The 23,855-nt window shown below is 64.7% G+C and carries 19 protein-coding genes; 14 read left to right on the top strand and 5 right to left on the bottom strand.

Annotated features, from left to right (window positions below; all coding sequences use genetic code 11):
- Nucleotides 1–151: 151 nt before the first annotated feature.
- Nucleotides 152–844: a GntR family transcriptional regulator gene (locus tag MXAZACID_RS15060; protein ID WP_008495342.1), complete on the bottom strand. Its 693-nt coding sequence runs from the start codon at nt 842–844 to the stop codon at nt 152–154.
- Nucleotides 845–1,069: 225 nt separating this feature from the next.
- Here MXAZACID_RS15060 and MXAZACID_RS15065 point away from each other — a divergent pair, with 225 nt between their 5' ends.
- The 3 genes from MXAZACID_RS15065 to MXAZACID_RS15075 all read left to right on the top strand — a co-directional run bounded on the left by MXAZACID_RS15065 (nt 1,070) and on the right by MXAZACID_RS15075 (nt 4,234).
- Nucleotides 1,070–2,410 (top strand): MFS transporter, encoded by a 1,341-nt coding sequence (locus MXAZACID_RS15065; protein ID WP_008495343.1) that lies wholly within the window; start codon nt 1,070–1,072, stop codon nt 2,408–2,410.
- A 193-nt stretch (nt 2,411–2,603) separates the two neighbouring features.
- Nucleotides 2,604–2,801: a DUF3311 domain-containing protein gene (locus MXAZACID_RS15070; RefSeq protein ID WP_008495344.1), complete on the top strand. Its 198-nt coding sequence runs from the start codon at nt 2,604–2,606 to the stop codon at nt 2,799–2,801.
- Nucleotides 2,802–2,812: 11 nt separating this feature from the next.
- Nucleotides 2,813–4,234 carry a sodium:solute symporter gene (locus MXAZACID_RS15075; RefSeq protein ID WP_008495345.1) on the top strand — a complete coding sequence of 474 codons (1,422 nt, stop codon included), beginning with the start codon at nt 2,813–2,815 and terminating at the stop codon, nt 4,232–4,234.
- 36 nt (nt 4,235–4,270) lie between these two features.
- Here the strand turns inward: MXAZACID_RS15075 and MXAZACID_RS15080 are convergent, their stop codons facing one another.
- Nucleotides 4,271–5,791 carry a PLP-dependent aminotransferase family protein gene (locus MXAZACID_RS15080; RefSeq protein ID WP_008495346.1) on the bottom strand — a complete coding sequence of 507 codons (1,521 nt, stop codon included), beginning with the start codon at nt 5,789–5,791 and terminating at the stop codon, nt 4,271–4,273.
- Nucleotides 5,792–5,976: 185 nt separating this feature from the next.
- Between MXAZACID_RS15080 and MXAZACID_RS15085 the strand changes: the two genes are divergently transcribed.
- From MXAZACID_RS15085 to MXAZACID_RS15105, 5 genes are read left to right on the top strand one after another with little or no spacing between them, the layout of a single operon-like run.
- Nucleotides 5,977–6,360, top strand: coding sequence for a nuclear transport factor 2 family protein (locus MXAZACID_RS15085; RefSeq protein ID WP_008495347.1), 384 nt, complete (start codon nt 5,977–5,979; stop codon nt 6,358–6,360).
- An 8-nt stretch (nt 6,361–6,368) separates the two neighbouring features.
- Nucleotides 6,369–7,763: an FAD-binding oxidoreductase gene (locus MXAZACID_RS15090; protein WP_008495348.1), complete on the top strand. Its 1,395-nt coding sequence runs from the start codon at nt 6,369–6,371 to the stop codon at nt 7,761–7,763.
- A gap of 14 nt (nt 7,764–7,777) precedes the next feature.
- On the top strand, nt 7,778–9,409 hold the full coding sequence (locus MXAZACID_RS15095; RefSeq protein WP_008495349.1) for an amidohydrolase: 1,632 nt from the start codon (nt 7,778–7,780) through the stop codon (nt 9,407–9,409).
- Nucleotides 9,406–10,290, top strand: coding sequence for a GTP-binding protein (locus MXAZACID_RS15100; protein ID WP_008495351.1), 885 nt, complete (start codon nt 9,406–9,408; stop codon nt 10,288–10,290). Before MXAZACID_RS15095 ends, MXAZACID_RS15100 begins: the two co-directional genes overlap by 4 nt.
- Entirely contained in the window at nt 10,287–11,018 is a 732-nt protein-coding gene (locus tag MXAZACID_RS15105) for a TSUP family transporter (protein ID WP_008495352.1), read from the top strand. The genes MXAZACID_RS15100 and MXAZACID_RS15105 overlap by 4 nt, the downstream gene beginning before the upstream one ends.
- On the opposite strand, the gene MXAZACID_RS15110 is transcribed toward MXAZACID_RS15105, so the two are convergent.
- The gene (locus MXAZACID_RS15110; protein WP_008495353.1) at nt 11,003–11,971 is read right to left on the bottom strand and encodes a hydrogen peroxide-inducible genes activator; all 969 of its coding nucleotides are present in this window, start codon (nt 11,969–11,971) and stop codon (nt 11,003–11,005) included. The two genes, MXAZACID_RS15105 and MXAZACID_RS15110, sit on opposite strands and share 16 nt — an antisense overlap.
- Nucleotides 11,972–12,152: 181 nt before the next feature.
- Here MXAZACID_RS15110 and katG point away from each other — a divergent pair, with 181 nt between their 5' ends.
- The 4 genes from katG (at nt 12,153) to MXAZACID_RS15130 (ending at nt 18,532) form a co-directional block, all read left to right on the top strand.
- A complete protein-coding gene (gene katG, locus MXAZACID_RS15115) occupies nt 12,153–14,330 on the top strand; it encodes a catalase/peroxidase HPI (RefSeq protein WP_008495354.1) in 2,178 nt (725 codons plus the stop codon).
- A 363-nt stretch (nt 14,331–14,693) separates the two neighbouring features.
- Nucleotides 14,694–15,146 (top strand): hypothetical protein, encoded by a 453-nt coding sequence (locus MXAZACID_RS15120; RefSeq protein ID WP_008495355.1) that lies wholly within the window; start codon nt 14,694–14,696, stop codon nt 15,144–15,146.
- Nucleotides 15,147–15,305: 159 nt separating this feature from the next.
- Complete coding sequence (locus MXAZACID_RS15125; RefSeq protein ID WP_008495356.1) at nt 15,306–16,184, top strand: sensor domain-containing diguanylate cyclase; 879 nt, start codon at nt 15,306–15,308, stop codon at nt 16,182–16,184.
- A 92-nt stretch (nt 16,185–16,276) separates the two neighbouring features.
- Complete coding sequence (locus MXAZACID_RS15130; RefSeq protein ID WP_008495357.1) at nt 16,277–18,532, top strand: NADP-dependent malic enzyme; 2,256 nt, start codon at nt 16,277–16,279, stop codon at nt 18,530–18,532.
- Nucleotides 18,533–18,589: 57 nt separating this feature from the next.
- Here MXAZACID_RS15130 and MXAZACID_RS15135 read toward each other — a convergent pair whose 3' ends face one another.
- A complete protein-coding gene (locus MXAZACID_RS15135) occupies nt 18,590–20,212 on the bottom strand; it encodes an AMP-binding protein (protein ID WP_008495359.1) in 1,623 nt (540 codons plus the stop codon).
- An 87-nt stretch (nt 20,213–20,299) separates the two neighbouring features.
- Nucleotides 20,300–21,283, bottom strand: coding sequence for a glyoxylate/hydroxypyruvate reductase A (locus MXAZACID_RS15140; RefSeq protein ID WP_008495360.1), 984 nt, complete (start codon nt 21,281–21,283; stop codon nt 20,300–20,302).
- A gap of 144 nt (nt 21,284–21,427) precedes the next feature.
- Between MXAZACID_RS15140 and MXAZACID_RS15145 the strand changes: the two genes are divergently transcribed.
- Together MXAZACID_RS15145 and MXAZACID_RS15150 are read left to right on the top strand one after the other, a co-directional pair.
- The gene (locus MXAZACID_RS15145; RefSeq protein ID WP_008495362.1) at nt 21,428–22,849 is read left to right on the top strand and encodes an amidase; all 1,422 of its coding nucleotides are present in this window, start codon (nt 21,428–21,430) and stop codon (nt 22,847–22,849) included.
- 81 nt (nt 22,850–22,930) lie between these two features.
- Nucleotides 22,931–23,827, top strand: coding sequence for a glycerophosphodiester phosphodiesterase family protein (locus MXAZACID_RS15150; protein WP_008495363.1), 897 nt, complete (start codon nt 22,931–22,933; stop codon nt 23,825–23,827).
- Nucleotides 23,828–23,855 lie beyond the last annotated feature (28 nt).

Below are 23,855 nucleotides of genomic sequence, written 5' to 3' on the forward strand. Positions count from 1 at the left end.
TTTTTCAGCAAACTGCTAGAGCAATATGTGTTTAGGTTGACGCGCCAGCGTCAAGATAAACACATGAAATTGCTCGTTAAAACAAAACTTAGAGCCTCAAGCTAAAAGCTTGAGGCTCTAAGGGAACTTTTTCCAAAAAGTTCCCCTGTTCTTACTCGACAAACTCCGGATAATCCGCCGCCACCTGCTCCAATGTCGCGAGTGTATTCGCCAAATGCTCACGCAGCTTGGCATTGGCCTCCCCCGGTTTGCCGGCCTCGATCGCGTCGATCATTTCCTCATGCTGGCGAATGATCCTCTCGGTGCCGACATTCTTGATGTTCAGCCGGCGCAGCCGGTCGAGATGGCCGCTATGGGCGCGCATGACCGCGAAGATCTGCATCATATCGGCATAGAGATAGAGCAGGCGGTGAAAATCCCGGTCGGCGACGAGGAAGGCGGTGAGGTCCTGCGCCTGCGCCTCGACCTTCACCCGCGCATTGGCCTTGCGCAGATCATTTACCATCGCAGGCGTCGGGCGGCTGGCGAGCAGCCCGGCGATATCCGCTTCGAGCGCGCGGCGCATGAAATGCGCCTGCTTCGCCTGCGCCAGATTCACCTTCGAGACCAGTGTGGCATATTGCGGATAGACAGTGACCAGCCCTTCCTCTTCCAGCTTCAGCAACGCGTCGCGCACCGGCGTCTGGCTGACGCCGAACTGCACCTGCAGTTCGGCGCGCGACATGATGGTGCCTGGCGCGATTTCCAGCGAGAGGATCTGCTCGCGTAGAAAATCGGCGATTTGCGGCGCCGCCTGGCGGGTGCGGTCGAAGACGAAGGCGCGGGCGGTGTCGGTCGGCATCATGGCGGTCCCGTAAGGCGGTAGGGCGGATATGCGCAGTCATATAGCAAGCTTGATCGTTATTATAGCTCTGCCAGGGAGAGGTTGGTCGATCAGGCCGGCAGGTGGGAACTGCATTGACGTTCTAATATATTAGTGTTTATACGTCAAAAAAATCCCTTGGAGATGACCCAGCTTGGCCGCTCCCAATGACAAGAACGACCAAGAATTGAAGGAGAAACAAGCCCAATGAGTTCGTCGGTGGTCACGGCGGCGCTGCGCCGTAGCAAAGTGAGATATGGGATCGTCGCCATGCTGTTCCTGGTGACGGCGATCAATTATGGCGACCGCGCCAGCATGTCGATGGTCGGCGCGCCGATGTCCAAGCAGCTGGGGATCGATCCTATCGGGCTGGGCTATATCTTCTCCGCCTTCTCCTGGGCCTATGTCGTCGCGCAGATCCCCGGCGGCTGGCTGCTGGACCGGTTCGGCTCGCGCCGGGTCTATTTCTGGAGTATCTTCTCCTGGTCGGTGGTGACGGCGCTGCAGGGCTTCGTCACCATTTTCAGCAGCACGACGGAGATCATCATCACGCTGGTGCTGCTGCGCTGCCTCGTTGGCCTGGCGGAGGCGCCGAGCTTTCCTGGCAATAGCCGCATCGTCGCCGCCTGGTTCCCGGCCAATGAGCGCGGAACCGCAGCGGCTATCTTCAATTCCGCGCAATATTTCGCCACGGTGATGTTCGCGCCGCTGATGGGTTGGCTGATCCATACGATCAACTGGCAGTCAGTGTTTTTCGTGATGGGTGGAGCGGGCATCCTCGCCTCCTTGCTCTGGCTGAAGGTGATCCACAACCCGGACGCGCACCCGTCCATCAACAAGGCCGAGTTGGAGTATATCGAGCAGGGCGGCGGGCTGGTGCGGATCGACACGGTGAAGCCCGGCGCCGCGCTGGCACCTGGCTTTCGCGCCGAGGCGGTGAAGCAGATGTTCGCCTCGCGGATGATGGTCAGCGTGTTCGTGGCGCAATATTGCATCAACGCGCTCACCTACTTCTTCATTTCCTGGTTCCCGGTTTATCTGGTGCAGGCGCGTCATATGTCGATCCTGAAAGTCGGCATCGTCGCCGCCATTCCGGCCATTTGCGGCTTTGCCGGCGGCGTGCTGGGCGGGGTGCTCTCGGATGCGCTGCAGCGTATGGGGCTGTCGCTGAGCCTGTCGCGCAAAATCCCGATCATTGGCGGCATGCTGCTCTCAATGTCGATCCTGGCGGCGAACTACACCAACATCAACGCCGTGGTGATCGCGGTGATGGCCATCGCCTTCTTCGGCAAGGGCGTTGGCGCGTTGGGCTGGGCGGTGATGGCGGATATCGCGCCGCGTGAGATCACCGGACTTACCGGCGGCGTGTTCAACATGATCGGCAATGCCTCGGGCATCGTCACCCCGATCGTCATCGGCTACATCGTCAAGGATACCGGGTCCTTCAACGGTGCGCTGGGCTTCATCGCCGCGCATGCTTTCGTCGCGGTGCTCTGCTTCGCGGTGCTGGCCGGGCCGCTGAAGCGCTTCGAGATCCGCAAGGGCTGAGGCGCGGGGAGGGCCAGGGAACTGGCCCTATCGCCATTGCGATCTGGTGCTGGTGGACCAGCGCCGGTTCGGTTAGGGTAAGCAGCATCGGATAACCGATCGGGGCGGTCTTGCATCTTTCAATGCGCGACCGCCCCCAATAACGCCGTGTGTCACGTGGCCCATGAACTGCTTGTTTTGGGGCATATAGTTGATGTTGAGAGTGTTCATTGGGCTGGTGGTGCCCTATTTCGGCGTGATCGGGCTGCTGCCCTTTGCCAACAGCGTCACCTGGACGCTGTGGAATATCCCCTTCCTGTATCTATGGGTGTTCGCCTGGTTCTTCCTGACCTCGGCGTGCCTGGCGATCTGCTGGTTCTGTTTCGACCGTCACCGCGCTGACGCGGCATAAGGAGACCAGACATGGCCAGTTTCGTTTTCATCGCGATCATTCTGTTCTCCCTGGTCGTGGCCTTCTCGGCCATGCGCGGGCACAACACCTCCGACCTCAAGGAATATCTGGTTGCCTCCCGGCAGTTTGGCGGGCCGCTGCTGTTCTTCCTGGCGGTGGGTGAGATCTACTCCATCGGCACCATGATCGGCTTTCCCGGCGGCATTTACGCCAAGGGGCCGACCTACGGCATCTGGTTCCTGGGTTATATTCTGCTCGGCTATCCGCTCGGCTATTTCCTCAATCCGCTGATCTGGCGCGCCGGGCAGCTCTATAACGCGCTCACCCTGCCGGATCTGTTCAAGGGGCATTTCAACAGCCGTGCCCTGGAGCTGACCGTCACCATCACCGCGATCATCTTCATGATCCCGTGGGGACAGCTGCAATTTACCGGCTTGATCGTGGCCCTGCACGGGCTGGGCTGGAATCTGAACCCGCTGGCGCTGTCGCTGATCGCGGCGGTGCTCGCCTTCGCCTACATCGCCGCCTCCGGCATCCGTGCCCCAGCGATGGTCTCCATCATCAAGGATATATTGCTGGTGCTGGCGCTGGTGGTCACCGGTGTCGCCGCCGCCTCGGCGGGCGGGCTCAGCCATATTTTTCAGGCCGCCAGCCAGCACGTGCACAGCCAGATGAACCCGACGGAAGAGCGCTTCTCGATGAGCACCATCTTCTTCCAGTCGCTGGGCTTCTATCTCTTCCCCTTCGCCATCCCTAACCTGTTTACCGCGCGCAGCGAGCAGACCATCCGCAAGGCGCAGATCTTCATGCCGCTTTACATGCTGATGTATCCGTTCCTGGTGGTGGCGGCCTATTTCAGCCTGGGGCAGAATCTGCATCTGGCCTCGCCGAACCAGGCCTTCATGGCCGCGGCCGTGGCGCTGCTGCCGCATTGGCTGCTGGGCATGGTGGCGGCGGGGGCGGCACTCTCCGGCCTCGTCGTTCTGGCCGGCATCAGCCTGGCGATGGGGCCGCTGATCTCGCGCAATCTGCTCGGCCATCTGCCCGAGATCCGCCAGCGCAGCGGGGCGCAGATCGCCATCGTCATCTATCTGGCGTTGTCGATCTTCTTCACCCTGGTGACGCCCTCCTTGATGCTGACCCTGGTGAACACCGCCTATTTCGGGATCACCCAGTTCTTCCCGGGCGTCATCGCGATTTTGTTCCTGCGCCGCATCAACCCCTATGCGATCATCGCCGGGATTCTGGTCGCCGATGTCATGGCCATCGCCATGGTGGTGGGCAAGGTGAGCCTGGACGGCTGGAATATCGGCTTTGTCTGCCTGATCGTGAATATCGTCATCGTCGCCGTTGGCAGCCTGATCAGCCGCCGGGTGGAGTCGCCTGTGCCGGTGATTTACGCGAGGCTCTCGGGAGCATTGCAGAAAGGCTGAGTTTGAGGGTGGGGGCTTGGAAAAGCCCCCACCCCTTCAAAGCCGGGCCTGGTTCACCAGCGGCGCCAGGCGTTTAATGCCTTCGGCGATTTTATCTGTCGGGGTGGAGGCGAAGCCCAGGCGGAAATAAGGGCAAGGGACGGGTGGCTGATGGAAGAACAGCTCCCCCGGCTCGATCAATATGCCCTGCTTTTCCGCAAGTTTTGCCAGCAGGCCGGAATCCATCCCCGCCGGCCCCTGCACCCAGGCGGAGGAGCCGCCGCGCAGCGGCGTGAAGCTGAGTGACGGGGCGTGCGTGCGCAGCGCGGCATTCAGGATTTTCGCGCGCTCCGCCAGGCTTTTCTTCACCCGTCCCAGCAGCGAATCATAATGCCCGAGCGAGATGAACAAGGCCGTCGCGCGCTGGTTGTTCGCCGGCGGGTGGCGCAGCATCAGCCGCCGCAGCACCCGGGCCTCGGCGATCAGCTCAGGGGCCGCCACCATGAAGCCTAGCCGCAAGCCCGGCGCCAGGGTTTTCGAGAGGCTGCCGAGATAGATCACCCGGCCCTCGGCATCGAAACTCTTCATCGCCGGCAGCGCGGTTTCGGCGAAGCTCATCTCCGAATCATAATCATCCTCGATGATCAGCTGGTCGTGGCGCTGCGCATGCGCCAGCACCGCCTGGCGGGCGGCCAGGCTCATCGTCGTCGAGCTCGGGCATTGATGGCTGGGTGTCAGATAGGCGAGATCGCAGCCGCGCAACGCCGCGATCTCGATGCCGTCCTCGCGCACCGGCAGCGGCCGCAGCGCCGCCCCGCGCAGCGCGAAGATGTTGCGCGCATCCGGATAGCCCGGCTCCTCCACCCCCACCACGCTATGCGCCGAGGCCAGCAGCTCCGCCAACATGAACAAGGCGTGCTGGGTGCCCACCGTGATCATGATCTGCTCGGCCGAGGCGAAAATCCCGCGCCGTGGCAGCACCCGGCGCTGCAGCTGCTCGATCAGCGCAACATCGTCGCCATCGATCATATCCGCCGCCCAGTCGCGGATCGCCAGCACCGCCAGGGCGGCGCGGGAGCAGGCGCGCCACTCCGCGATCGGGAAAAGGGCAGGATCCGGCTGGCCATAAATGAACTGGTAGGGGTAGCGATGCCAGTCCGCCGGCTTGCTGATATTGCGCATGGTGGAATAGCGCGAGCCGATGCGCGCCGCCCAATGCGGGCCGTTGGCGCTGGCCGGTGCAGCCAGCGGTGCGCTGCTGCGCGTCGCCTCTTCCGGCAATGCGGCGACCTGATAGCCGCTGCGCGGCTGCGCCAGAATCAGCCCGTCATCCGCCAGTTGCCGGTAGGCGGCATTCACCGTGTTGCGCGCCACGCCAAGCTGTTGCGCCAGCATCCGGCTGGAGGGCAGCTTGCTGCCGGCGGCCAGGCGCTGGTCCAGGATCGCGGCGACGAAGGCGCGGCGGATCTGCACCTGCAAGGAGATGCCGCCCTCTGGGTCCAGCTGGAACAGCTGGTTCCATGCGCGTTCCGCCGCTTGTTTGCGCGCGGGCGGCGTCATCTGCAACGGGTGGTTCATGATTTCGCCCCTGGGCACAAATGATTTTCCAACAAGCGGCTAGCATAGGCGTGCCGGGCCCGGCTTGAAAAGATGCAACTGGCTGTATGATTTGCCGTAACTGGACCTTTCTTGCCGCCGTCCCCGGCGTAATCTGGTGCCAACGCTGCGGCGTCTCCCTCCTTTACAACGGATCATCTGATATCATGGAAAAAACCCGGCTCGCTTTGTTGGAAACCCTGTTCGCGGCGTTCAACGCGCATGATGCCGAGGCGGTGATGGCCTGCTTCGCCCCTGGCATCGTGTTCGATGCGGCGGCCGGGCCGGAGGCGGTGGGCAAGCGCATCACCGGGCTGGAGGCCGTGCGCGCCGCCTTCGTCGGCACCTGGACCAGCATGCCGGATGTGCAATGGCAGGTGCGCCGCCATGCCGTGTTCGCTGACCGCGCCGTCACCGAATGGCTGTTCACCGCCACCGCGCCGGCCGGCGGGCGTATCGAGGTGGAAGGGGTCGATCTGTTCGGGTTTGAGGGCGATCTGATTGTCTCCAAGAGCGCCTTCCGCAAGGATCGTCCGCTTCAGAGCGTTTGAGGTCCGCCATGCGGGAGAGCCTCTCCACCCCGGCGCGCAACGCCTATGATCCGCTCTACGACCCGCTGCGCGATGCGCATCCGGGCATTGGCCGCAGCTATGCGCCGACCTTCTGGCTGGCCGCCGCCGGTGAGCCGCCGGGTGATGACGGGCCGGTCACCCAGGATCTGGATGCCGATGTGGTCATCGTCGGGTCCGGCTTCACCGGGCTCACCTGCGCGCTGTTTCTGGCCCGCGAGCATGGCATCAAGGCGAGTGTGCTGGAAGCCAACCGCGTCGCCTGGGGCTGCAGCACCCGCAATGGCGGGCAGGGGCAGAATGCCTCCGGCCGGCTGACGCGCGGCCAGTGGATCGCGCGGTGGGGGGAGGAGACGGCGCTGCAGCTGCATGCGGAAATCCGCGAGGGCTTCGAGCGCTTCACCGCGCTGACCCAGGAGATCGATTGCGACGCGCAAGCAGGCGGGCATCTCTATATCGCGCATCGCCAGCGCACGCTGGAGCGGCTGCGCGCGGAGTGCGAGCTCAGCAACCGCGTCTTCGGCTACAAGACCAAAATCCTTGACCGCGCCACGCTCGACTCCGAATGGGTGCGAGAGGCCGAGGCGGTGGGGGCGCTGCATGAGCCGCTGGGCACCGGGGTTAATCCCGCCAAGCTCGCCTTCGGCTATCTGCGCGCCGCCCGCGCCGCCGGGGCGAAGGTGCATCCGGCCAGCCCGGTTTTGAATATCGAGCGTCAGGGAAACGTGTTTCGGGTGCGCACGCCCGGCGGCACGGTGCGCGCCCGCGCCGTCGTCATCGCCACTGGCGGCTATACCGGCCAGGGTCTGCACAAGACCCTGCGCAGCAAGATCATGCCGATCCTCTCCAACTCGATGGTCACCCGGCCGCTGACACCCGACGAGCTCGAGGCCACCGGCTTTCGCACCCGCCAGGTGATTACAGATACAAGGGTGCTGCGCTATTATTACCGGTTGCTGCCCGAGAACCGGCTGCAGATCGGCAGCCGCAGCGCCATCACCGGGCGCGATGCCGCCAACCCGAAACATCTGCAGGTGCTCACCGAGGGGCTGGCGCGCAAATTCCCGGCGCTGGCCGGCATCCAGATCGATTATTCCTGGTGGGGCTGGGTGGATGTCAGCCACGACATGATGCCGCGCATCGTGCAGCCCCATCCGGGCGAGCCGCTTTTCTACGGGCTCGGCTATGGTGGCAACGGGGTCAGCTATTCCGCCCAGGCCGGCTGGCGGCTGGCGGAGCTGGCGGCGGGCAAGCCGCGCGCGCATCCGCTGCCGATCTATACCGGGGCGCTGAAGGGCCATATGTTCGCCCCCTTCCGCCGGCTCGGCCAACGCATGCTCTATGAGCTGTATCAGCGCCGCGACGAGAAGCCCGACGCGCCGTGACCAGAGAGGATGGAATGATGCACGCCACCACCACGATCTTCCGCGCCAGACGGATTCTCACCATGAATCCCGGCCAGCCGGTTGCCACCCATGTCGCGGTGCGGGATGGCAGGATCCTCGCCGTCGGCGGTGAGGCGGAGATGCAGGGCTTCGGCGAGTCCCGTCGCGATGAACGCTTCGCCGAGGCGGTGCTGATGCCGGGGTTCGTCGAAGGCCATTGCCATCTGTTCGAAGGCGCGGTCTGGAGCGACCCCTATGTCGGCTATTTCGACCGGCGCGGCCCGGATGGCGAGATTTCGCCGGGGCTGAAGACCATCGAGGCGGTGGTGGCGGCCCTGCGCGCCCATCCGCTGCCGGCGGGGGCGAAAAGCCTCTCCGCCTGGGGGTTCGATCCGATCTACATGGAAGGCCGGCGGATGAATGTCGGGGACCTGGATCAGGTCTCCGCGACGCTGCCGGTGATCATCACCCATGCCTCCGGCCATATCATGAATGTCAATTCGGTCGCGCTGCGCATCATCGGCGTGGATCGCGAGACGGATCTGGACGGGCTGGTGCGCGACGCGGCGGGTGAGCCGACCGGCGAGCTGCTCGGCTTCGAGCTGATGGGGCTGATCCGCGACCGCATCGCCGCCGGCGGCCTTTCGCGCAAGCTGGATGTGGCGGGGCTGAAGCGCTTCGGCCAGCTGGCGCGGCGCGTGGGGGTGACCACGGCGACCGATCTGGTCAGCGATCTCGCTGATGACACCTTGGAGGTTTACAAGACCGTCACCGCCGACGAGGATTTTCCGCTGCGCATCGCCCCGGCGATGGCGGCGCGGTTTTACAGCATCGAAGAGGGCATCGCCCGGCTGGAGCGGCTGCGCGCGCAGAGCACCGAGCGGCTGTTCATCGGCGCGGTGAAATTGCATGTCGATGGCTCGATCCAGGGCTTCACCGCGCGGCTGCGCTGGCCGGGCTATCATAACGGCGCGCCGAACGGGCTCTGGTATATCGCGCCGAGCGAGCTGGGCGGCATCATCGAGGCCTATCACCGCGCCGGCGCGCTGCTGCACATGCACACCAATGGCGACGAGGCGAGCGAGCTGACGGTGGAGATGCTGGAGCGCGCCATCATCGCGCATCCAAGGCCCGACCATCGCCACACGCTGCAGCATTGCCAGATGCCGGACCAGGCGCTGTACCGGCGCATCGCCAAGCTGGGGCTCTGCTGCAACATGTTCGCCAACCATATCTATTACTGGGGCGAGGCGCATATCGCCGAGACGATGGGGCTGGCGCGGGCGCAGCGCATGGATGCCTGCGGCACGGTGCTGCGCAACAACATCCCGCTGGCCATTCATTCCGACGCGCCGATCACCCCGCTGGACCCGCTTTTCACCGCCTGGTGCGCGGTGATGCGCGAAACCTCCTCCGGCCGGGTGCTGGGGGCGGATGAGCGGATCAGCGTCGAGCAGGCGCTCTATGCGATCACCATCGGTGCCGCCTACACGCTGAAGCTCGACCATCTGGTCGGCAGCGTCGAGGTCGGCAAGCTGGCGGATTTCGCGGTGCTGGGGAGCGACCCGCTGGCAGCGCCGCCTGCGGCGCTGAAGGATACCAAGGTGCTGGGCACGATGCGCGGGGGCGTGTTCTTCCCGGCATGAGCATTCCGGTGACGATCCTGGGCGGGTTTCTGGGGGCGGGGAAGACTACCGCCCTCAACCATATGCTCCGCCACGCCACCCAGCGCGTCGCCGTGCTGGTGAATGATTTCGGCGCGCTGAACATCGATGCGGCGCTGCTGCAAGGGGCGGATAATCTGGTGCCGCTGGCCAATGGCTGCGTCTGCTGCTCGATCGGCCCGGATTTCAGCGCCAGCTTGTCCGAAATTCTGGCTTTGGCGCCGGAGCGCATCGTCGTCGAGGCGAGCGGCGTGTCGGACCCGTGGCGCATCGCCCAGCTGGTGAAGCTGAACCGGCAGGTGCGGCTGGAGGCGGTGATCGTGCTGGCGGATGCGTTGAATGTGACGGCGCAGCACAAGGATCGCTGGCTCAGCGACACGCTGGCCCGGCAGATCGCCCGCGCCGATCTGGTGGCGCTGAATAAATGCGACCTCGCCGATGCGCGAACCCTGGCGGCGGCGCAGGCCACGCTGCAGGCGATCCGCCCTGGTGTCAGCGTTCTGGAGATCGCCCATGGCGCGTTGCCGCAGGCGCTGCTGGTGCCAGGGCGCAAGGAGAACGCCAGCGCCCTGATCGCCGATGCGCCCGAGCATGGCGTCAGTAGCTGGAGCTGGCAGAGCCCGGGCCGGTTTGACGAAATGCGGCTGTGCGCCTGCCTCAAGGCGCTGCCGGCCAGCATCTGGCGTGGCAAGGGGGTGCTGCGTCTGACCGATGGGCGGGTGATGCTGCTGCAGCTGGTTGGCCGGCGCTGGAGCCTGGAGGCCTTCGCCGGCGAGGAATCGGCCCTGGTGCTGCTGGGCACGCCGGAGATGCCGGCAGCTGCGGCGCTCACCGCAGCCTTCACCGCGGCGCTGGCACCATGACAATGCTGCAGCTTGGCCTGATCGGGGTGGCGGTGTTCGCCGGCGCGGTCATCCAGCGTCTCACCGGGCTTGGCTTCGCCATGGTGGCGGCGCCGCTGCTGACGCTGGTGCTGGGGCCGTTTGAGGGCGTGCTGCTGGCGAATATCCTCACCTTCCTGCTCACCTTCGGGATGTTCCTCGTCACCTGGCGCCGGGCGGAGCCAAGGCGGTTGGCGCTGCTGGTCCCCGCGGCCATCCTTGCCGCCCTGGCCGGTGCGCCGCTGGGGCGGCTGATCCCTTCCGCCTGGATGCTGACCATCAGCGGCGCGCTGGTGCTGGGGGCGCTGATTCTGGTGATGACGATGCGCCATGTGAGGCTGTTCCACGGCCGCACCGGGGCGCTGGCGGCCGGGGCGATCAGCGGCTTCATGAACGCCACCTCCGGCGTCGGCGGTGCGGCGATCACGCTCTATGCGATGAATATCTCCTGGGAGCAGGCGAGCTTTTACGCCTCGATGCAGGTTTATCTGGCGGTGCTCAACCTGGCGTCCTTCCTGCCCAAGGGGCTGCCGCATCTCGGCCAGGCGGTGGGGCTGGTGGTGGTGGCAGCGCTGGCGCTGGGCTTTGCCGGCGGGCATTGGCTGGGGCGTCTGGTGTCGCTGGACGGGGCGCGCAGGGGGGCGATCTTTCTGGCCCTGGCCGGCGCCGCCGCGACCCTGGCCAAGGGTGTGTATCAGATGGCCGGCTGAGCCGGATCAGGCTGCTCCTGCCCTCGGCCCTTGCCTTGATCCTGGGCGTGGACGTGGACGCGGCAGCGCTGGGCGGCGGCGCGGATGGTTGGCGCCATTGCCTCGAAGCTGGGGCCGAGCGGGTTGGAGCGGCGCCAGACCATACCGATCTGCCGCTGCGGCGCCGGGGCGGGGAAATGCTGCACGGCGACCGGCGCCGAGCGTGTTTCCACCGGTACCGCGATCTCCGGAATCAGTGTCACCCCGAGACCAGCCGCCACCATCTGCACCAGCGTGGAGAGCGAGCTGCCATCCAGCGTCTCCTGGCCGGGCCGTGGCGCGCGGGTGCAGAAGGCCAGAGCCTGGTCGCGCAGGCAATGCCCCTCTTCCAGCAGCAGCAGGCGCATCTTGGCCAGCCCCTCCTGGTCCGGCACCGGCGCCGCACGCTGCTCCTCAGGGCGGACCAGCACGAAATCCTCGCTGAATAAGGGCAGCTCGACCAGCGCCGGGGCGGAGACTGGCAGCGCAACAATGGCGACATCCAGCCGCCCGGCCTCCAGCTCCTCCAGGATCCGGGTGGTCACCGTCTCGCGCAGCTGAATGTCGAGCTCCGGGTGGCTCTGGCGCAGATCGCCGATCAGCGCCGGCAGCAGATACGGGGCGAGGGTGGGGATCAGCCCCAGCCGCAAGGTGCCGCGCAACGTGCCCTTGGCGGCGCGGGCCAGGGCCGCCAGCTCATCCACCGCCTCCAGGATCGCCCGCGCCCGCTGCACGAATTGCTCGCCATAGGCGGTGAGCCGGAGTTGGCGCAGCCCGCGCTCGAACAAGGCGATGCCCAGCCCCTCCTCCAGCTCCTTCACCTGCATCGACAAAGCCGGCTGCGAGATGGCGCAGGCCTCGGCGGCGCGGCGGTAATGGCCGTGGCGGGCCAGCGCATCGACATAGCGTATCTGCCGCAGAGTGATATTGTTCATCAGATTATCTTATCAGTTTAATCAGAAAATAAAAGTTTATCTGATTGATTTAGGCTGGTAAGACTTTCCTTGCCAAATACGGTGCATGTGGCTGCTCCACCAGCATAACCAAAGCTGGCCAGCGGTTTTGATGAGGCTTTCCGCGCGAGCGGGCAAATTCGATTGACATAGGAGGATACCCATGGACGGCAATCAACCGGCAGGGGCGGGCAAGTGCCCCGTCATGCATGGCGGCAACACCGCGACCAGTTCCAATTCCGTGACCGGCTGGTGGCCGGGGGCGCTCAATCTGGACATTCTCAGCCAGCACGACACCAAGACCGACCCGCTGGGGCGCGGTTTTAATTACCGCGAAGAGCTGAAAAAGCTCGATGTCGAGGCGCTGAAGCGCGACATGCATGCGCTGCTGACCGACAGCCAGAGCTGGTGGCCGGCCGATTGGGGCCATTATGGCGGGCTGATGATCCGTCTCGCCTGGCATTCCGCCGGCTCCTACCGCATCGCCGATGGGCGCGGCGGTGGCGGGCATGGCAATATGCGCTTCGCGCCGCTGAATTCCTGGCCCGACAATGTCAGCCTCGACAAGGCGCGCCGGCTGCTTTGGCCGCTGAAGAAGAAATACGGCAACAAGGTTTCCTGGGCCGACCTGATCATTCTGGCCGGCACCATCGCTTATGAATCGATGGGCTTGAAGACCTTCGGCTTCTCTTTCGGCCGCGAGGATATCTGGCATCCGCAGATGGATGTTTACTGGGGCCCGGAGACCGAATGGCTGGCCCCGAGCGATGCGCGCTATGCCGATGTCGGCACGCCGAAAACCATGGAAAACCCGCTGGCTGCGGTGCAGATGGGCCTCATCTATGTGAACCCCGAAGGTGTGAACGGCCAGCCGGACCCGGCCCGCACCGCCTTGCATATCCGCGAGACCTTCGCGCGCATGGCGATGAATGACGAGGAAACGGCGGCGCTGACCGCCGGTGGCCATACTGTCGGCAAATGCCATGGCAATGGCGATGCGGCGCGGCTGGGCCCGGCACCGGAAGCTGCCGACATCACCGCCCAAGGCATGGGCTGGAGCAATCCGGACCAGCACGGCAAGGCCAGCCAGGCGATGAGCAGCGGCATCGAGGGCGCCTGGACCAGCGACCCGACGAAGTTCGACATGGGCTATTTCGAGATGCTGTTCGGCCATGAATGGGAACTGCGCCGCAGCCCGGCGGGTGCCCAGCAATGGGAGCCGGTGAACATCAAGGAAGAGAACAAGCCGCGCGACGCCTCGGACCCGAATATCCGCCGTAACCCGATCATGACCGATGCCGACATGGCGATGAAGGTGGACCCGATCTATCGCGGCATCTGCGAAAAGTTCATGAAGGACCCGGCCTATTTCCAGGACACCTTCGCCCGCGCCTGGTTCAAGCTCACCCATCGCGACATGGGACCGAAGGCCCGTTATTTCGGCCCGGACGTGCCGGCCGAGGAGCTGATCTGGCAGGACCCGGTGCCGGCCGGCCGCAAGGATTACGATGTCGCCGGGCTGAAGGCGACGATCGCGGCCAGCGGCCTGTCCACCAGCGATCTGGTGGTGGTCGCCTGGGATAGTGCCCGCACTTTCCGTGGTTCGGATCTGCGCGGCGGCGCCAACGGGGCGCGCATCCGCCTCGCCCCGCAGAAGGATTGGGAGGGCAATGAACCGGCCCGCCTGGCCAGGACGCTGGGCGTGCTGGCGCCGATCGCCCAGGCGGCGAATGTCAGCCTCGCCGATGTCATCGTGCTGGCCGGCAATGTCGGTGTGGAGCGCGCGGCGAAGGCGGCCGGCGTTGCCATCGAGCTGCCCTTCACCCCGGGCCGCGGCGATGCCACCGAGGCGCAGACCGATGCCGACAGCTTCGCGTCGCTGGAGCCGGTGCATGACGGCTTCCGCAACTGGCTGAAGCGCGACTATGCGGCCAAGCCGGAAGAGCTGCTGCTCGACCGCGCTCAGCTGATGAACCTGACCGCGCCGGAGATGACTACCTTGCTGGGCGGCCTGCGCGTCATCGGCGCCAATCATGGCGGCGCCAAGCATGGCGTGTTCACCGCCCGCGAAGGCGCGTTGACGACCGACTTCTTCGTCAACCTGACCGACATGGGCAATATCTGGGTCCCCGCCGGGGCCGGGGTTTACGAGCTGCGTGACCGCGTCAGCAACGCGGTGAAGTTCACCGCCACCCGGGTCGATCTGGTCTTCGGCTCCAACGCCATCCTGCGCGCTTATGCCGAGCTCTACGCCCAGGACGACAACGCCGAAGCCTTCGTGCGCGACTTCGCCGCCGCCTGGACCAAGGTGATGAACGCCGACCGCTTCGACGTCGCCTAGAGCAATATGTGTTTAGGTTGGCGCGGTAGCGTCAAGATAAACACATGAAATTGCTCGCTAAAACAAAATCTAGAACATCAAGCTAAAAGCTTGATGTTCTAGAGCAACATAACCCTGACTGGACTCAGTCAGGGTTATAAAGTTTCTCGCCAAAACACAGAGCTAGAGCGCGCTGACCGTTTACGGTCAGCCTGAACACGCTCTAGTCGGTGAGCGGCTTCATGGGCTTGTGTCAACGCGCGCGCGTTGTTGCAGGCCCATGTCGCCCTTCTTCACGTCGGGTCTGGGCCGGCATGTTGCCGGGCATGACCGACCGTTCAAGGCGCGCTGGAGGCCGGCGCTGAGTCTGCGAAGGGGCCTTGCATGAAAACCACGACAAAATCCGACTGCCGCGCCGCCCTGCGTCGCGCCCGCTTGCCAGATGATGACACGCTGACGCGGCTTTTGATGACGCTGCGCAATAGGGAGGAGACGCATATCACCGCCGCCACGTTGGCGCGCGAGGGCGATGCCACACCGAAGCGGGAGCTGGAACACCATCTGCAGCGTCTCGCCCGCCATAGACTGATCGGCCGCGTGCCCTGCGCGGCGACGGAGCCGGTATATGATACGATCCCCCACCCGCATTCGCATCTGATCTATGAATGCACACCCCGCCAGATCGTGGACCTGCATGTTTCGCGCGAGACGCTGCTGACGCTGCTGCAGGATCTGCTGACCACCCATGGCGCGGCGGTGGACGTGACCATCCGCATCCATGCCGAGGCCAATGACGGCTTGCCGCTCCCTGCCGGCATTTCCACGCTTCCTGATTGAAAACCAATGCGCTAGGCTCCAACTCTCGCGCTGCGCCAGGACCGTCGGTGGCAGCTGGTGGGCGTGAAGGGTGAGTAGGAGCAGGAGCCGGCCTTGTCGCATGCGTTCAAGACCCCAGACGCACAGCCTTTGCCCGAGGGCGAAGGTGATCGACAGGCAATGACGCCGCCCTCGCCGGATGTCTGGGAAATCGCCATTGAGGGCAGCGGCACCGGTGTGTGGGACCGTAATATCGTCACCGGTGACATCTGGTACTCCGCCAGCTGGCACGCCATCCTCGGCTATACGCCCGGGGAACTGAGCAACCAGATCGAAACCGCCTATTTGCGGGTGCATCCTGAGGATCTGGCCTATGTCCAGGCGACGATGCAGGCGCATTTCGAGGCGCGCACCGCTTTCTATGAGGTCGAGCATCGGCTGCGCTGCAAGGATGGCAGCTTCAAATGGGTGCTGAGCCGGGGCCGGGTGATCAGCCGGGACGCGGCCGGGCGCGCCCTGCGCATGGTGGGCACCACGACGGACATCACCGCCCGCAAGCAGGTGGAGATGGAGCTGCAAGTGCTGGCGGATCTGGATGATCTGACCCAGTTGCCCAACCGCCGGCATTTCCGCAGCCGCATGAGCGCCCTGCTGGCCGAGCTGCGCCAGGGCCGGCTGGCGCAGGCCAGTGTGATGATGATCGATATCGACCGCTTCAAGGCGATCAATGATAGCGCCGGCCATGCCGCAGGGGATGCGGTGATCCGGCATTTCGCCGATCTGTTGCGCAAGAACCTGCGTGCCGACGATGTCATCGGCCGCCTCGGCGGCGATGAATTCGCGGTGTTGCTGCCTGAGATGGACGAGCCCGCGGCGGTGATGCTGGCGGCGCGGCTGAAGCAAGCGGTGAGCACCAGCCCAGCAAGCCTGGCGCAGATCGTGCTGCCCTATCAGGTGAGCATCGGCATCGCCGGAATCGACCCCGGGGCGCGCAGCTGCGATGCTGCTTTGGCGCCCGCCGATACCGCCCTCTACCAGGCCAAGGCGCGGCGCCGCTGAGCGCCGGGCGGTGGCGCAGTTGCGCCGGATGCGAGCCCCCGGTATCAAACTCGACCGGGCCACCGCCCCCAACGATAAGAGGAGAGCCTGACATGGCAAACCGGCCGCATATTTCCGAGCGCGAAGCCCTGGATTTCCACGAGATCGGCCGCCCCGGCAAGATCGAGATCATCGCCTCCAAGCCGATGGCGACCCAGCGCGACCTGGCGCTGGCCTATTCGCCGGGTGTGGCCGTGCCGGTGAAGGCCATCGCCGCCGAGCCCGACAAGGCTTATGACTACACCGCCAAGGGCAATCTGGTGGCGGTGATTTCCAACGGCACCGCCATTCTCGGCCTCGGCAATCTCGGCGCGCTCGCCTCCAAGCCGGTGATGGAAGGCAAGGCGGTGCTGTTCAAGCGCTTCGCCGATATCGACTCCATCGACATTGAGCTGGCCTCCGAGGATGTGGACCGGATCATCGACGCCGTGGCGCTGATGGAGCCGAGCTTCGGCGGCATCAATCTGGAAGACATCAAAGCGCCGGAATGCTTCGTCATCGAGCAGACGTTGCGCGAGAAGATGAACATCCCGGTGTTTCATGACGACCAGCATGGCACCGCGATCATCTCCGCCGCCGGGCTGATCAATGCCTGCCACCTGACCGGGCGCGATATTAAGGACATCAAGATCGTCGTGAATGGCGCCGGCGCGGCGTCCATCTCCTGCACCGAGCTGGCCAAGGCGCTGGGGGTGAAGCCGAATAATGTCATTCTCTGCGATTCCAAGGGCGTGATCTATAAAGGCCGCACCGAGGGGATGAATCAGTGGAAATCCGCCCATGCGGCGGAGACGGATGCACGCACTTTGGCCGAGGCGATCGAAGGGGCGGACGTGTTTTACGGCCTCTCCGTCGCCGGCGCGCTGACCAAGGAGATGGTGAAGAAGATGGCGAAGCAGCCGATCATCTTCGCCATGGCCAACCCGGACCCGGAGATCACACCGGAGGATGCGCTGGAAGCGGCACCGGATGCGATTATCGCCACCGGCCGTTCGGATTATGCCAACCAGGTGAATAACGTGCTTGGTTTCCCCTTCATTTTCCGTGGCGCGCTGGATGTGCGGGCGACCACGATCAATGAAGAGATGAAGATGGCCGCCGCCCGTGCGCTGGCGGACCTGGCGCGCCAGCAGGTGCATGAGGATGTCGCCGCCGCTTATGGCGTCACGCATCATTTCGGCCCGGACTACATCATCCCCACCCCCTTCGACCCGCGTTTGATCGAGACCTTGCCGCCCGCCGTGGCGCAGGCGGCGATGGATAGCGGTGTCGCCCGCAAGCCGATCACCGACATGCAGGCCTATCGCGAAAGCCTGCGCGCCCGGCTCAACCCGACCGATGCGGTGCTGGCTTCGGCCTATGAGAAGGCGCGGGCCAAGCCCAAGCGCGTGGTCTTCGCCGAGGCGGAAGAGGATGTGGTGCTGCGCGCCGCCATCGCCTTCAAGGAGGGCGGTTATGGCACCCCGGTGCTGGTGGGGGTGGATGAGACGCGTGAGATGCTGCGCCAGCTCGGGGTTGCCGATCCGAACGGCTTCGAGCTGCATAATAGCCGCCACTCCAAGCTGGTGCCGCAGATGGTGGACCATCTCTACGCCAAGCTGCAGCGCAAGGGTTTCCTGCGCCGCGACGTGGAGCGGCTGGTGAACCGTGACCGCAATATTTTTGGCGCGCTTTTGGTGGCGCTGGGCGAGGCGGATATGATGGTGACCGGCCTGACGAGGCCCTTCCGCCAGTCGATGATCGATGTGATGAAGGTGATCGGACCGAAGCCCGGCCATACGCCGTTCGGCATCCATCTGATGGTGGGGCGCAACCATACGGTGTTCCTGGCCGACACCACGGTGAATGAGCGCCCGACGGCGAGCCAGCTGGCTGACATTGCCACCCAGACCGCCGAGGTGGCGCGCCGCATGGGGCATGAGCCACGCGTGGCCTTCATGTCCTACTCGAATTTCGGCAATCCGCAGGGCAAATGGATCGAGCATATCCGCGAGGCGGTGCTGGAGCTGGATCAGCGCCAGGTGGCGTTCGAATATGAGGGCGAGATGACGCCGGAAGTGGCGTTGAACGCGGCCGCGATGAAGAAATACCCGTTCAGCCGCCTCTCCGGCCCGGCCAATGTGCTGGTGATGCCGGGGCTGCAATCGGCGAACATCTCGGCCAAGCTCCTGCGTGAGCTGGGCGGGGAGCGGATCATCGGGCCGTTGTTGATCAATATGGAACAGCCGGTGCAGATTGCCTCGATGAGTGCGAATGCCAGCGAGCTGATGACGTTGGCCGTGCTCGCGGCCGCGGGGATTACGGGGTAAAAGTTTTTTGGGGACTTTTTGAAAAAAGTCCCCAAACCCCCAAAAACTTTTGCGACTTCAGGCCAGAGACTTAAGGGCTTTGGCGCGCAGAATGTGTTTTTGGATTTTGCCGGTTGAGGTTTTCGGCAATTCATCGAAGCGATAAAGCTTCGGGATTTTGAACCCCGCCAGATGCGCGCGGCAGAATGAAGTCAGCTCCGCCTCGTTCACCTGCGCCCCCTCCTTCAGCGCGATCACCGCCAGCGGCACCTCGCCCCATTTTTCGTCCGGCACCGCCACCACCGCCGCCTCGCGCACCGCTGGGTGGCGATACAGCACCTCCTCCACCTCCAGCGAGGAAATATTCTCGCCACCGGAAATGATGATGTCCTTGGCGCGGTCCTTGATCTCGACATAGCCATCAGGATGCAGCACGCCGAGATCTCCGGTGAGGAACCAGCCATTGCGGAACGCCTCGCGCGTGGCCTTCGGGTTTTTCAGATAGCCCTTCATCACCACATTGCCCTTGAAGGCCAGCTCGCCGATGGTTCTTCCATCCGCCGGCACCGTGGCGCCTTGCGGGTCCAGCACGCTCAAATCCTCCTGGGTGATGCCGGGCACGCCCTGGCGGGCGGTGAGCCGGGCGCGGGCGGTAAGGTCCAGTTCCTGCCAGTCCGGCTGCGGCTCGCACAAAGCCGAGGGGCCGTAGACTTCCGTCAGCCCGTAAACATGCCGCACCGAAAACCCCAGCCGCTCGGTGCCTTCGATGATCGCGCTCGGCGGCGCCGCCCCGGCGATGGCGACGATCACCTGCCGCGCCAGCACCCGCTTCACCCCCTCCGGCGCGTTGATCAGCATCCCCAGCACGATCGGCGCGCCGCACATATGGGTGACGTAATGACGCTCGATTTTCTCGAAAATCGCCGCTGGATCGATTTTGCGCAGGCAGACATGCGTGCCCCCCAACGCGGTGACCGCCCAGGTGTAGGTCCAGCCCGAGCAATGGAACATCGGCAACGTCCAGAGATAGGCGGACTCCTGCGTCAGATTGACCATGAAGGCGACGCTGAGCGCCCCCAGATAGGCGCCGCGATGGTGATAGACCACGCCCTTCGGATTGCCGGTGGTCCCGGAGGTATAATTCACCGCAATCGCCTCCCACTCATCCGCTGGCAGACGCCAGGGGGCCGGGGGATGCGGGGCGATCCAGTCCTCATATTCCGGCGCCCCGAGGGTGAGGCCGGGCGGGGCGGCTTCGTCCGCGATTTCCACCAGGATCGGCGGGTTGGCCAGCAGGGCCAGCGCGGCCTGCGCTTTCGGCGCCCATTCCCGGTCCACCAGCAGCAATTTCGCCTCGGCATGCTCCAGGATGAAGGCGATGGCTGGCGCGTCCAGCAGCGTGTTGATCATCGAGAGCACGCAGCCCGCCAGCGGCACGGCATAATGCGCCTCCAGCGCCACCGGCCCGTTCGGTGAGAGCACCGCCACCGCCTCGCCCGGCTTGACGCCCGCCGCCATAATGGCGCTGGCGAAGCGTCGCGCGCGGTCGGCGAACTGGGTGTAGCTATAGGCCCGGTCGTGATGGGTGACGGCGATCTTGTCCGGGAAAATCCGCACCGCCCGGCGCAGGAAGCTGAGCGGCGAGAGCGGCACGAAATTCGCCGGATCGCGGTCGAGGTCGGTTTCAAAAATGCGGCTCATGCCGGCACCTCCCTGGTCTTGGTGCATGTTTGCGGGCCGGCTTATCGCCGGTCCCGGAATGAAGCATGCGCTGAGCGGGCGCGCAGCTCAATAGCCGGTCTGGCGGTCCACCTCGCCGATCATCGCCTGCCCGGCAAAGTGGCGCTTGAGGTTCTCGATCACCGCCACAGCGCCGCTTTGCGCCTGGGTGTCGCTGGCGATATGCGGGGTGATCCAGATCTGCGGATGCGCCCAGAGCGGGGAGCTGTGCGGCAGCGGCTCCTGCGGCAGCACGTCCAGAATGGCGTGGCTGAGCTGCCCGGCCTCCAGCGCCGCCAGCAGATCGGCCTCCACCAGATGCCCGCCACGCCCGACATGGATCAGGCTGGCGCCGCGCGGCAGGGCCGCGAACAGAGACTGGTTGAGGATGCCGGTGGTGGCCGGGGTGAGCGGTAGCAGGCAGATCAAGATATCCGTCTGCGCCAGGAAGGCGGGCAGCTCATCCGGGCCGGTGTAGGATGTCACGCCGGCCAGGTGTTTCGTCGTACGGCTCCAGACGGAGAGCGGAAAACCGAACGGGCGCAGCGCCTCCAGGCAGGCCTGACCGAGCACACCCGCCCCCATGATGCCGACGCGCCGGGCGCCTGGCAGGGGCACATCCAACGGCGCCCAGCGCCGCTGCGCCTGCGCGTTGAGATAGGCCGGCATCTGTCTGTGCTGCATCAGCACTGAGCCGACGACATACTCGACCATGCCGCCGGTCAGCGCCGGTTCGATCATTCGCACCAGTTTCACATGCGCGGGCAGGTCCAGCTTGAGCGCCTGATCGGCGCCGGCGCTGGTGGTGAAGACCAGCTCGAGATTAGGGAATTGCTGAAGATTTTCGATCGGCTTGTAGAAGAGCAGATAGCGGATCTCTTCCGGCGCGCCGCATTCCGGCCAGGCGCGAAATTCGAGCGCCGGCAGCGCTGCGGCGAAGGCCGCTTCCCAGATCGCGCGCTGCTCGCTCTCATGCTTGAACAGAAAACTCATCGAACCGCCGTAAAAATTCAGAGGTGCGGGAATGTAGGCGACGGTGCGGCGACTGTACATCAGGTGGCGCCTCGTCGAAATTTGGTCAGAAACGGCGTGATCTTTCATTTTTCTGTGGATCCTTTCAGCGGTCGCTCGGCGGGTTGATTAAATGCGAAGACCTAGCCTAGCATTGTCGAGCTTTGAACGAGGTTTGCGCCGACCATGCCGGATCTATTGGGCCTGACCGCCCGTGAATTGCTTGCCGCCATCGCTGAAAAACGGGTATCCGCCGTTGAGGTGATGAAGGCCACCTACCAGCGCCTGGCGCTGGTCAATCCCCGCCTCAATGCTGTCGTCAGCCTGTTGCCGGAAGCGGAGGCGCTGGCGCTGGCACGCGCGGCGGATGAAAAACTGGCCGCGGGCGAAAAGCCGGGCGCGCTGCACGGCCTGCCTTTCGCGGTGAAGGATCTGGAAGAGACTGTCGGCATTCGCACCACCTATGGTTCGCCGCTCTATGCGGAAAACATTCCCGAAGCTGACAGCCCGATGGTGGCAAGGCTGCGCCAGGCCGGGGCTTTGATTATCGGCAAGACCAACGTGCCGGAATTCGGCTTCGGCTCGCAAACCTACAACCCTTTATTCGGCGCCACCCGCAATGCCTACAAGCCCGAGATGACGGCCGGCGGCTCCAGCGGCGGGGCGGCGGTGGCGCTGGCGGCACGGATGCTGGCCCTGGCCGATGGCAGCGACCATGGCGGCTCACTGCGCAACCCGGCCGCCTTCAACAATGTGTTTGGCCTGCGCCCCAGCCCGGGGCTGATCCCCGATCCCAGCCCGGATGCCTTCAGCCTGTCTCTGGCGACATTGGGGCCGATGGCGCGCAATGTGCCGGATCTGGCTCTGCTGCTCTCCGTGCAGGCCGGGGCAGACCCCGCAATCCCGGTGACCTGGCCGGAAAAGCCATGTACGTATCATGAGCTTTTGCAAGCCGACCTGACCGGCGCGCGCATCGGCTGGCTTGGTGATCTCGGCGGCGCGCTGCCGATGGAGCCCGGCATTCTGGCGCTGTGCGAGGCCGGCTTGCAGGCGTTGCAGCCGCGCGGGCTGGTGGCGGAAGCGGCGTCCCTTGGCTTCGATGCGGAGCGCATCTGGGAGAGCTGGGCGGGGTTGCGGGCCTGGAGCATCGCGCATCGCTTCAACGATGTGATCCGCGATCCTTATCGGCGCGATCTGCTGAAATCCGAAGCGCAATGGGAGGTCGAGCAGGGCTTGCGCCTCTCCGGGCTGGATGTGGCGCGGTATATCGAGACGCGCACACTCTGGATGCAGCAGGCGCTGCACCTTTTCGCGCGCTATGACTATCTGGCGCTGCCGAGCGCGCAGCTTTTCCCCTTCCCGGTGGAAACCCATTGGCCGCGCGCCATCAATGGCGTGGCGATGGACAGCTATCATCGCTGGATGCAGGTGGTGACACCCGTAACATTGGCCGGCCTGCCGGCGCTGAACGTGCCCGTCGGCTTCAACGCGCAGGGCCTGCCGATGGGCATGCAGCTGATCGGCCGCCCGCGCGATGAGCTGGGCGTGCTGCGGCTCGGCCAGGCCTATGACGAAGCCACCGGCTGGAGCGCGCACGCCCCCGGCTGAGCCGTGATGTCGCTGAAGCGTGGCTTTTGAGCCGCGCCTTGTTGGGTTAGTCTCGCCGCAAACAAGATCGAGAGTGAGACCATGGTTGCGATTTTTGGCCATCGCGGGGCGCGTGGGCTGCTGCCGGAAAATGCCTTGTCCGGCTTCGGGCTGGCGAATGCGCTGGAGTTGACCGGCGTGGAGTTTGATGTCGGCGTCACCAAGGATGGCGTGGTGGTGGTGCATCATGACCCAAGGCTGAACCAGGATGTGGCGCGGGACAGGCAGGGCGCTTATGTCGGCGCCGATGCGCCTTTGCTGCGGGATCTGAGTTTCGCCGAGCTGCAAGGCTACGATGTCGGCCGGCTGCGGGACGGCTCAGCCTACGCGGCGCGGTTTGCGGGGCAGATTGCGCGGGACGGCACGCGGATTCCGAGCTTCGATGCCGTGCTTGAGGTTTGCGAGCCGCTGGATTTGCTTGTGGAGATCAAGAGCTTTCCGGATCGTCCGGAGGCGATGCTGCCGCCCGCCGAATTGGTGGCGCATACGCTGGCCGGCTTACGCGCGGTGGGGGCGGTTGAGCGCAGCGTGCTTTATTGCTTCGATTGGCGGGTGCTGGAGGAAGCCAAGAAACAAGCGCCGGAGCTGCGTCGCTGCTGCCTGACCGAGCCGGGCAGTGTGGCGACGGCCGATCTTTGGTTTGGCGGCACCAGCCTGGCGGCGCATGGCAATAGCGTGCCGCGCGCGGTGGCGAGCACCGGAGCGGTGGTGTGGGCGCCGTTTCATGAGATGCTGGATGAAGCACAGTTGGCGGAGGCGAAGGCGCTGGGGCTGACGGTGATACCATGGACGGTGAATGAGCCAGCCGATTTCGAGCGGATGCTGGATCTAGGCGTGGATGGGATCATCACCGATGTTCCAGATCTGGCCTTGGAAATTCTCGATGCGCGCGGCGAGGAGCCGGCGCAGCCCGGGTTCGTGACCGCGCTGCGGCGTTGAAGTTCCAAAAGTTTTTGGGGGTGTGGGG

The organism is Acidocella sp. MX-AZ02, assembly GCF_000306035.1.
GTDB classification, from domain to species: Bacteria; Pseudomonadota; Alphaproteobacteria; order Acetobacterales; family Acetobacteraceae; genus Acidocella; species Acidocella facilis.